Source organism: Rania fehmarnensis, from assembly GCF_056494185.1.
In genome coordinates this window covers 8,884,434-8,895,456 of sequence record NZ_CM151398.1, presented here as the reverse complement: position 1 = coordinate 8,895,456, position 11,023 = coordinate 8,884,434, and the positions used below count along the sequence as shown (strand labels likewise).

Sequence of the window (11,023 nt, the reverse complement as noted above, 5' to 3'; positions counted from 1 at the left end):
TTGGAGCCATTTACCATGTCGACTGCTGCTACCGAGATTCGTGCTTTTACAGCCGCACGTTTTGAAACGCCCGCCAAGTTTACTCAGTTTTGCCAAAACGGAGGGGAGCCCCTGGGTGGTTTGATTGGTGGTAGGACCGTCAAGGGATCGATGAACGCGACCTTTGAGACGCAAGATCCAGGTTCGCTGGAAGTGCTGGCGCGCGTATGTGAAATGGGCTCAGCCGAAGTAGATTTGGCCGTGGATGCTGCCACGAAAGCCTTTCATGGGGCTGCGGGTAAGGGTTGGAAGAACACGCCGGTTGATCAACGCATTGCCCTGGTGCGCAAGTTGGTCGAACTGTGCGAGCGCGACCGCGATGTCTTGCTGGCCTGTGAAATTCGCGATGGTGGCAAAGTATCTGAACTTGCCGAAGGTGACTTTACGCAGATTCGCGCTTGCGCCGAATATTTCTGCCAAGTTGCGCGCGGAGCGGAGATGGGCGATGGCGAAGCGCTGAATGTGGGCGAAGGCATGAAGGGCTTTACCTATCGTGAACCTTGGGGCGTTGTGGCCGGTATCATTCCTTGGAACTATCCCATTGTCTTAACCAGTTGGTTTATGTTTCCTGCGCTACTCTCAGGCAATTGCATCCTGATCAAGCCTGCGGAAGATACGCCGCTGTCGGCACTTTATATCGGCAAGCTGGCTGCAGAAGCCGGCTTTCCAGCTGGTGTCATCAACGTCCTGCCAGGTCGCGGTGAGATCACCGGTCAGGCTATCGCCGAACATCCGGGTGTGCGTTATATCTCGTTCACCGGTTCGCCTGGCGTGGGCCAAGCCATCATGCGTACGTGCGATGTGCACGGCACGCGCATGAAACGCGAAATGGGTGGCAACGGCGCGGCGATCGTCCTGGGTGATGCTGATCCGGAAGTTGTGGCGCGGATGATAGGCCGCTACACCAATCAACACTTCGGTCAAACTTGCTGCACCATTCACCGCATCTTCGTCGACAAGAAGATCGCTGACAACTTCATCGATGCGCAGAAGAGTTTCTTCAATCAACTCAAGATCGGTTACCAGGCTGATGCCGGCACGCAGTTGGGAGCCGTCGTCAATGCCACGCAGCGTTCACGCATTCTGCGGGCTCAAGAAGAAGCGGGGTGGCGCGGTGGCCAAGCGATTCTGGCTGGTGGTCCAGCCGAAGTGGCCGGTCGCGAAGGTTATTATATCAAGCCGGCTCTGTATCGCGCGGCACCGGGTGTCGATTGCAATCCCATGGAAGTGTTTCACACCTTCGCCACAATTTGCCCAGTTGGTTCACCCGAACAAGCTCTGCAATTGGCCAACAGCACTCCCTATGGCTTGGGCGCGAGTGTGTGGACCCGCGATCTAGAGCGTGGTATCGAGCTGGCCAAGCAGTTCCGCGATGGTACTTGCCAGGTCAACTGCCATAACTCAGTTGCCTACGGCTTACCATACGGCGGTCAAGGCATCTCTGGCGGCCCCGGTGGCGGCGTCAATTGCGAAGAGACTTTCTACGACTACACCCAAACCAAAGCCATCTACGTGGCTGAGTATCCCGGCTAACCCAACGTCGCATTTACCTGAGCATCTCGTTTAACCCGTAGCCGTTAGGCGAGGTGCACCCTCTAACCCAACGTAGCGTTTACCTGAGCATCTCGTTTAACCCGTAGCCGCTAGGCGAGGTGCACCCTCTAACCCAACGTAGCGTTTACCTGAGCATCTCGTTTAACCCGTAGCCGCTAGGCGAGGTGCACCCTCTAACCCAACGTGGCGTTTACCTGAGCATCTCGTTTAACCCGTAGCCGTTAGGCGAGGTGCACCCTCTAACCCAACGTAGCGTTTACCTGAGCATCTCGTTTAACCCGTAGCCGCTAGGCGAGGTGCACCCTCTAACCCAACGTGGCGTTTACCTGAGCATCTCGTTTAACCCGTAGCCGTTAGGCGAGGTGCACCCTCTAACCCAACGTGGCCTGTGCGTAATGGTCCACTTGCTCAACGAGGTCACTTAGTATTGGTGAGTGACCTACTTCGATTGCCTAGCCTTCGGCTACGGGTTAAACGATGTAGCCGTTAGGCCGCAACTAGGTCTAACGATTCAGTCGGCTTTGGTGACGGAGCGGATGTAATCGACTTCTTCCGGCTTGTAGGGCGAGCCATCTGCGTTCAAGACATCGTGGAACCACAGCGGTGGTGGTGCCTTGTATTCTTTGGTCCACGAGTCCCAGGGATAGATCGTCTGGCTCTTGCCGTTGACAAAGCCCCACATGTAAGCGCCTACCTTGGCCTGCTTCATCACTTCCAAGTGTGGCGCAAAGGTGCTCTGATTGGGGCGAGCCATGTACTCGGTGCACAGCAGTGGTCGACCCAGAGTGCCCAGACGCTGGATGCATAGTTTCATGCTAGCCGCATCGCCATAGCAGTGATAACTCACCACGTCGCTGCCAGCTAACTGAATTTTCTTACAATCATCCAGGGTGTCGATGACATGCGAGTCTCGCCATACACCCGACGTCAGCGGTTGCGACGGGTTGGCTTCGCGGCACCACTGAAACACTTTGGGCATCAGGGCATTGACCAGTTCCGGCTTGTTCTTGGGTTCCAGGCCAGGTCGACCTGGCGCGCCGCCATCGAAGTTGTCCGGTTCATTCCACACATCCCAAACCACCACCCGCGGATCATTGGCGTAGTGTTTGACAACTCCCACCACGTATTCTTTGAGGTGCGGATAAGCGTCCGGGTTCTTGAGCACTTCGATACCAGGATTTTGCACCCAGCCCGAATTGTGCGTGAACGGTTTAGGTGCGGGTTGCTTACCGAGTTTGGGCTGCGGATGCCAGCAGCTGTCGAACAAGACGAACATTGTCTTGATGCCATGTTTGTCAGCGATCTCCAGGAACTTGTCGGTGCGTGCGAGGAAGGCCTGGCTGTCTTGTTTCCACAGCAGGTCATGCAGAAAGACACGCACGGAGTTAAAGCCGAGCTTCTGGGCATATCCCAGTTCGCGATCGATCGTTTGCGGATCAAAGGTCTCGGCTTGCCACATCTCCAACTGATTGATGGCTGTGCTGGGGATAAAGTTGCAGCCTACCAACCAAGGTTGGTCAGCGTACCAAGTGTTGGCTTTCTCCGCGCTCCAGCGAGCATCGGAGAGCGCTTTCAAGTGGTCTTGGGCAGCGAGTGTCGAGGCTAGTAGTAGAACCAGGAGCGAGAAGGTGGCGGGGATTTTCATCGTGGTAAGCACGTGGACACATCCAATTCGGGATTAGGGCACTTTTCGTGTCAGGGCAAACTAAGCCCCGATCGAACTACAGATTTTAAGAAAGAGAATATGGGAAGCTCAGCGGTCAGATTGGTTAGGTCTCAATCTCAAAACTCAGTTAGCAAAGAAATCATCCACTGCGCTCGCCCACTTGTGTCGCGTCTTGCTGTTGAGCGATTCTTGCGTGGCATAGTCTAGCATCAACTGGTCGTTAGCGCTAGTCACACTGGCCGGCTGGGCTATGGCAGCTTCGCCTTCACCGCCGGTGGAATTCAATCGGTTGATTACCAATAGCGCGTCCAGGGAACTAACAAAACCGTCGGCGCTAACGTCCAGGAAGGGAGGCGTGTTACCCACCGGGGCTGGTCCAGGACCAGTTAGATTGAGGTAGTTGATTACCAGCAGGGCATCGATAGGCGAGACAGCTCCATCGCCACTGACGTCTTCAGCAATATCGTTGTTATGGCTGTTGCCATCCGCATCGGTGATCTGCAATGTTTGCGATTGATTGGCAAAGCCGAGGCTGGATATGGTAATCGTTACGGTCCGCGTTCCCAAAGTCGTATCGTGCACGGCCGTGATATTGAAAGTGGCCGAAGCCTGGCCCGCGGGAATGGTCACCGTAGCCGGCACGGTCGCAGAATTGGTGTTGCCGCTGACAACATTGACAGTCAACTCAGCCGACTGATCGCTATTGACGCGGGTCACGGTGCCTACGGCCGTGCCGTTAAGTTCGGAGATCGTGGTCGGAGCGATTTGCAGAGTCAACGTAGGCTCGGAGACTGGCGGCTGAGCCTGAATGATCAGCGTGTATGCGCCGGTCGTATTGGCTCCACCACTTGCATCACCGCTGCCATTGAGTGGGCTGTAAGTAGTGTTGGAGGCGTTGGACACAGCAATATAATACGTGCCCGCATCGGCAAACGTGTAACTCAGAAACGCATCGAAACCCACTGCGCCTTCGCCGGGTGCAGAAGCGTTGTCATTCAGTGCTAGCTGTTGTCCGCTGCCATCAAACAGCCGCAGGAACGACTGGAGTCCGCTGCCGCCATTACTGGTGGTATCGATATCGAAATCAACCGTCTGACCAGCTGTGACTGTAAAGCTGACCATGTTGACATCGGTCGCAAAGTTCAGCGATGAATTGATCGTGAAAGCGGTGGTCGATGCAGCGCCAGCGCTGGCCGCTTCGGCTAGCGTATCATCGGGATCGTTCGGATCGCTGGCCACAGCCTGAATTGTCAAGCGATAGTCGCCGGTCGCGCCCACGCCACCGGCCGTATCGCCGTTGCCAGTTATGACATTGTATGTGTTGTTGGTCGCGTTCGAGATACTTACATAGAACGTGCCAGCTGCACTGAAGGTATGTCGCAGATAAGCATCGTAGCCGATCGTCGATTCGCCGATACCGGCTGCGTTATTGTTCACTGCCAGCTGGTCGCCAGCAGCGTTGTACAGCTTGATATACGAATTCAAGCCGCCAGGACCATTGCTGTCGGTATCGATATCAAAATCGACCGTCTGACCAGCTGTCACGGTGAAGGCAATCACATCCACGTCGATGTCAGGACTAATCGCGGCATTAACGGTAATACCTCCCGTCGTTACACCGCCTATCGAACTGGCTTCACTGATAGTATCGTCATTGTCGACGGGCAAACCGGTCAGCGTGATGTTGTAGCTGCCTGTGCTATTGCTGCCTCCGGCGGTATCGCCATTGCCAGTCAACGCATCGAAGCTGATGTTGGTCGAATTGGAGACGGCTATGTAGTAGGTGCCCGCGGTTGTGAAGGCGTATCGCAGATACGCGTCAAAGCCGATAGTGTCTTCACCCGAAGCTGCTGCGTTGTTATTACTGGCTAGCTGTTGACCTTGCGAATCGAAGAGTCGCAAGTACGAATTCAAGCCGGTTGAACCATTCAGCGTTGTATCGATGTCGAAGTCGACGACTTGCCCAGCCGATACGGAGAAGGCCATCATATCCACATCCGTATCCGGCGAGATGCTTCCACTGCGCGAAATGGGAGTGGTCGTAATTTGTCCCAGGGGCGTGGCTTCAGAGGTGGCGTCGTCGGCATCGGCTACTCCCCCCTGCACGCCTTGCACAATCAACTGATAGTCGCCCGTGGCATTGCTGCCACCCAGTGAGTCACCATTGCCGTTGCTCACATCGTAGGTCACATTGTTCGAATTCGAAACGGCGATGAAGTAAGTTCCGGCCGTGGCAAACGTATACCGCAGATAAGCGTCGAAGCCTACAGTGGATTCATTCGGCGCCGCGGCATTGTCGTTGGCGGCCAACTGGATGGCTGCGGCATTAAACAATCTCAAGTACGAGCCCAACCCGCCCGTACCGTTGAGCGTTGTATCGATATCGAAGTCGACGGTTTGTCCCTCAGTGACGGTAAAGCTGTATACGTCGACATCCACGTCTGGCGAAATGGAACCATTGGTGGTGATCGCCGCTGTAGTAACCGCACCCAGCGTACTTGCCTCCACGATGGAGTCATCCAAGTCGTCGGTCACTCCCACTGGCTCGTTGATCACCAGCGTGTAATCGCCAGTCGTATTTTGGCCACCGGCGGTATCACCAGAACCAGTAGTCGGATCGTAGGCCGCATTGGCAGCGTTGGAAACGCCCAGGAAATAGGTGCCCGCGTTGGTAAAGGTAAATCGCAAGAAGGAATCGAATCCGACGCTGTTCTCACCGGGACCAACTGCATTATTATTCGACGCCAACACTGTTCCACTGGCGTTGAACAAACGAATCAGTGAATTGACTCCGCCCACGCCATTGGCTGTGGTGTCGATATCAAAGTCAACCGTTTGGCCAGCGGTAACTGTGAACTGAACCATGTCCACATCGGTATCAGGCGTGATCGAGCCGTTGACTGTTATCGCAGTTTGACTAACTGCGCCCAAGGCCACGGCTTCTGCAATGGTATCGTCGGGATCTTCCGGTGCGGTAAGAATCGCTTGCACGATCAATTGATACGCGCCGGTCGCATTGCTGTCGCTCGAGGTATCGCCGTTGCCTGTGTTGACATCGTACGAAATGTTGTTCGAGTTCGATACGCCGATATAGAAGGTGCCGGCGTTAGCGAAGGTATAGCGAAGGTAAGCATCAAAACCGGTCGAGCTTTCGCCGGGGGCCGCCGCGTTATCATTGGCAGCCAACTGCGTACCACTTGAATCAAACAGTCGTAAGTACGAGCCCAGACCGCCTGCACCGTTGAGCGTCGTGTCGATATCAAAGTCGACCACCTGGCCGGTCGTTACCACGAAGCGATACAGATCGACGTCGACATCCGGCGTGATCGAAGCTGAAACGTTATTGGGAGTGGTAGTGATCGTGCCCAGCGATGCGGCTTCGCTGATTTGATCATCTAGATCTTCTGGCAAACCTTGGACGAGCAAGGTGTAGTCGCCGGTAGTGTTCTGACCACCGGCCAGGTCATCACCACCTGTAACCGGGTCATAGCCCACATTGGTCGAATTGGACACAGCGATGTAGTAGGTGCCAGCGCTGGTAAAGGTGTAACGCAGGTAGGCATCGATGCCAACACTCGATTCACCGCCGGCGGCCGCGTTGTTGTTGGATGCTAATTGTGTACCCTGACTATCAAATAGCCTCAAGAATGAATTCAGTCCCGAGCCGCCATTGAGCTGCGTGTCGATATCGAAGTCGACGATCTGACCGGCTGTCACCGTGAACTTGAAAATATCCACATCGGTGTCAGGCGTTATAGTGTCCGATCTAACAATGACCGTTGTGCTGACTGAACCTATCGATGGTGCTTCGACCAGGCTGTCATCGCTATCGAATACCTCAGTCGCAGGAATCTGTAGGGTTAGGGTATAGTCGCCAATCGAATGCAACCCCCCTGCCCCGTCACCATTGCCGGTCGATCCATCATAGGCAGTATTATTAAAATTCGAGACACCTACATAGTACGTACCGGCCGAACTGAATGTGAATCGGAGATAAGCATCGAAGCCAGCTGCGCCTTCGCCCACGGCGGAGGCATTGTCATTGGCCGCGATCTGTTGGCCACTGGAATCAAAGACGCGCAAGTACGAATTCAATCCACCAACACCATTGATCGCGGTATCGATGTCGAAGTCCACATCTTGTCCGGCGGCGACCGTGAAGCGATACATGTCGACATCGATGTCGGGACTAATGCTGCCTTGAGCGGTCAGCGGCGTGGTGGTGACTGCCCCCAGTACATTGGCTTCGCTTAATTGATCGTCGGTATCGACCGGTAGAGCTTGAACAATCAGCGTGTAGTCACCCGTAGAATTGGTTCCACCGCTGGTATCTCCCGTTCCACTGGTCGGGTTGTAGGTGGTGTTATTTACATTGGATACAGCGATGTAATAGGTGTCTGCCGACGCGAAGACATAGCGCAAGTAAGCGTCAAAGCCGGGGGCACCTTCACCGGGGGCCGAACCATCATTGTTAAAGGCTAGTTCTTGGCCTTGCGCATTGAATAGTCGCAAGTAGGAACCGAGGCCACCGGCGCCGTTGAGCGTTGTATCTATATCAAAGTCGACAACTTGAGCAGCAGTCACGGTAAAACTGTAGATATCGACGTCGATATCCGGTGAGATCGAACCAGTCCGCGAGATGGCTGTCGTCGTGGCTGCTCCTAGCGCGATCGCTTCACTGATTTGATCGTCTATATCTTCAGGCGGCAGCGTTACTTCTTGAACAACTAGCGTATAGTCACCGATGGAATACTGACCGCCAGCGCTATCGCCACCGCCGTTTAGCACATTATAAGTCGTGTTGTTGGCGTTGGAGACCGCGATATAGAACGTGCCAGCTGAATTGAAGGTGTAACGCAGATACGCATCAAAGCCCAAGGTGTTCTCACCGGGGGCCACTGCGTCGTCATTGGCTGTTAGCTGTACGCCTTGGGAATTGAAGAGCCGCAAGTAGGAACCCAGGCCGTTTGGACCATTGGTCAGCGTATCGATATCGAAGTCGATCGTCTGTCCCAGGCTGGCGGTAAAGCTGTACACGTCCACGTCGATATCGGGGTCGATGGCTGCTGATTGGGAAATCGCGGTAGCCGTAATCGTCCCTAGGCCTGTGGCTTCGGTCACTTGATCGTCGGTGTCGATTGGCAGTGCGGTGAGGCGAATTTGATAAGCACCGGTGGCATTCGCACCACCGCCGGTGTCCCCATTACCAGAGGTCGGATTGTACTGCACGTTGTTGGCATTGGAGACGCCCACGTAATACGTACCGGCTGTGGCAAAGGTCAATCGCAAGTAAGCATCAAAGCCCAGCGTGTTCTCGCCCGGAGCCGTGCCGTCGTTATTGGCTCCTAACTCCTGCGCGTTCGAATTGAAGACTCGAAGATAAGACCCTAAACCACCGGGGCCGTTAGCAGGCGTGTCAATATCGAAATCAACCACCATGCCGCTGGTCACCACGAAGCTATACATGTCGACATCAACATCCACCGAGATATCGCCATTGAAGGTGGCAGGTGTAGTTGATAGGGGGCCTAGAGCGCGAGCCTCGCTGATCGAATCATCGTTATCGACCGGTGCAGCTTGAGGCACTCCAATAACCAACGTGTAGTCACCGATCGAGTGCAGTCCGCCAGCGGTATCGGCATTGTCGTTGGTTGGGTTGTAAGTCTTGTTGGTGTTGTTGGACACGCCTACGTAATACGTGCCGAACGAAGGAAAGGTATAGCGCAGGTAAGAATCAAAGCCGAGGGTCGATTCTCCGGGAGCGACACCATCATCGTTGGCGGCCAGTTGTTGCCCGAGCGAATTGAATATCCGCAAATACGACCCGAGTCCGCCGACGCCGTTAAGGGTCGTGTCGATATCAAAGTCTACGGTCTGACCACCTGTGGCGGTAAAGCTGTACATGTCCACGTCGATGTCGGGATCGATGCGTCCACTTCTGGAAATCTGGAGGCTCGTTATGGCTCCCAGCGAAGTCGCTTCACTCAGCGCGTCATCGGTATCTATTGGCAAGACTTGGATTGTTAGTTGATACGCACCGGTCGAGTTCAATCCACCAGCCACGTCTCCGTTGCCATTCTGCGCGTTGTACAAGGTGTTGTTGGCGTTGGAGACGGCCACATAATAAGTGCCACCGGTGGCAAACCGATAACGCAAATAGGCATCGTAACCCACGACGTTTTCACCTGGAGCATTTGCGTCGTTATTGAAGTCTAGTTCGGTTCCTTGACTATTGAATACTCGCAAAAATGATCCCAGGCCACCGGGACCGTTGAGCGTGGTATCGATATCAAAGTCGACGGACTGGCCTGACGCGACTATGAAGCTGAACATGTCAACGTCCACATCGGGATCGATCGCGCCGGAACGCACGATAGGTGTCGTACTCAGTGAACCTAGTGCTATTGCTTCGGGGATGCTGTCATCGGTGTCATTGGGCGGAGCGGCAGGCGTTTGCACGATCAGTCTGTACTGGCCGATTGAATGCTGGCCACCAGCGGTATCGCCATTGCCGCTGACTGGGTTGTAGCTGTCGTTATTAACGTTAGAAACGCCCAGGTAGTACGTGCCGCCAGTAGTAAAGGTATAGCGGAAGTAAGAATCGAAGCCCAAGACGGTTTCGCCTGGGGCGACGCCATCATTGTTGGATGCAATTTGGTTTCCGGACGAATTGAAGAGGCGTAAATATGAACCCAATCCGCCTGGACCGTTGAGCGTGGTGTCGATATCAAAATCAACGGCTTGATTATTGTTGACAGTGAACTTGTACAGGTCGACGTCGATATCCGGATCGATCTCCGCGTTGGTCGTTTTGGCTAGAGTCGAAATCGAGCCCAGGTCGACCGCTTCACTTATGGCATCGTCGGTATCAATCGGCAGCGCGCGCACGGTGATGGAGTAGTTGCCGATGGCAAACTGTCCACCTTCGGCGTCACCATCACCGGTAACTGCGTTGTAAGAAGTATTGTTCGCGTTAGAGACTCCCAGGTAGTAGGTGCCTGCCTGGGAAAAAGTGACGCGCAGGTAGGCATCGTAGCCAACGCTGTTCTCACCTGGGGCTGCAGCATCGTTATTGAAACCTATCTGAGTGCCTTGGGCATTGAACAGTCGAATAAAGCTACCCAAGCCGTTGCTACCGTTTTCGACTGTATCAATATCAAAGTCGATTGTCTGACCGGCTGCAACCGTTAGACTGTACATGTCCACATCGGTGCTGGGCGAAATCGAATCGTTGGCGGAACGGGGAGTGGTCGATGCGGTCCCCAACGAGATGGCTTCGGAAATCTGGTCATCGACATCGTTGGCCATCAGTAAGCGGCCTTCGAGTCCTTCCAGAGACAAGCTTCGTAGCCATTGGCGTGATCGACTTCGGCGGGCTGTTTTTTTGCGTTTCATGATTCGATTCATCGGAGTTTCTGTGGCATAGGCTTCTAGCCTGTGTCCTATGTGGCATAGGCTCCCAGCCTGGTACCAGTGGCATAGGCTTCCAGCCTGTGTCATGTACTGCAACCATTCAGTACCACATGTTTACTGCTGACCCCCTCTTACGACCTGCCACATGGGCCGAAAGCCGAGGTCTTAATTACCCAGGCCGGAAGCCAAGGCAAAAATGCACACGCAGGAACCCTTATGCCATAAATGGGTTCCACCCCACATTTTACATGGAGTGGCGCTAAACACCTCAAATTGCTTTGGACGCACCAGAGTGATAAAGGTTCGAAAAAATGCTGGCGTGGATGGCTATCCAGCGGGGCACCGATTTGT

General features: G+C 54.4%; 3 protein-coding genes. 1 reads left to right on the top strand and 2 read right to left on the bottom strand.

The window, feature by feature from the left end:
* Positions 1 to 15: 15 nt before the first annotated feature.
* On the top strand, positions 16 to 1,572 hold the full coding sequence (locus SH573x_RS30005; protein ID WP_479351894.1) for an aldehyde dehydrogenase family protein: 1,557 nt from the start codon (positions 16 to 18) through the stop codon (positions 1,570 to 1,572).
* Positions 1,573 to 2,104: 532 nt separating this feature from the next.
* Here the strand turns inward: SH573x_RS30005 and SH573x_RS30000 are convergent.
* Together SH573x_RS30000 and SH573x_RS29995 are read right to left on the bottom strand one after the other, a co-directional pair.
* Positions 2,105 to 3,238, bottom strand: a complete 1,134-nt coding sequence (locus tag SH573x_RS30000) for a cellulase family glycosylhydrolase (RefSeq protein ID WP_479351893.1) — start codon at positions 3,236 to 3,238, stop codon at positions 2,105 to 2,107.
* Between the two features lie 144 nt (positions 3,239 to 3,382).
* Complete coding sequence (locus SH573x_RS29995; RefSeq protein WP_479351891.1) at positions 3,383 to 10,654, bottom strand: DVUA0089 family protein; 7,272 nt, start codon at positions 10,652 to 10,654, stop codon at positions 3,383 to 3,385.
* Positions 10,655 to 11,023 lie beyond the last annotated feature (369 nt).

Excerpts from the sequence above, each read along its gene's own strand:
- SH573x_RS30005 (WP_479351894.1), top strand. The coding sequence starts at position 16 with ATGTCGACTGCTGCTACCGAGATTCGTGCTTTTACAGCCGCACGTTTT.
- SH573x_RS30000 (WP_479351893.1), bottom strand. The coding sequence starts at position 3,238 with ATGAAAATCCCCGCCACCTTCTCGCTCCTGGTTCTACTACTAGCCTCG.
- SH573x_RS29995 (WP_479351891.1), bottom strand. The coding sequence starts at position 10,654 with ATGAAACGCAAAAAAACAGCCCGCCGAAGTCGATCACGCCAATGGCTA.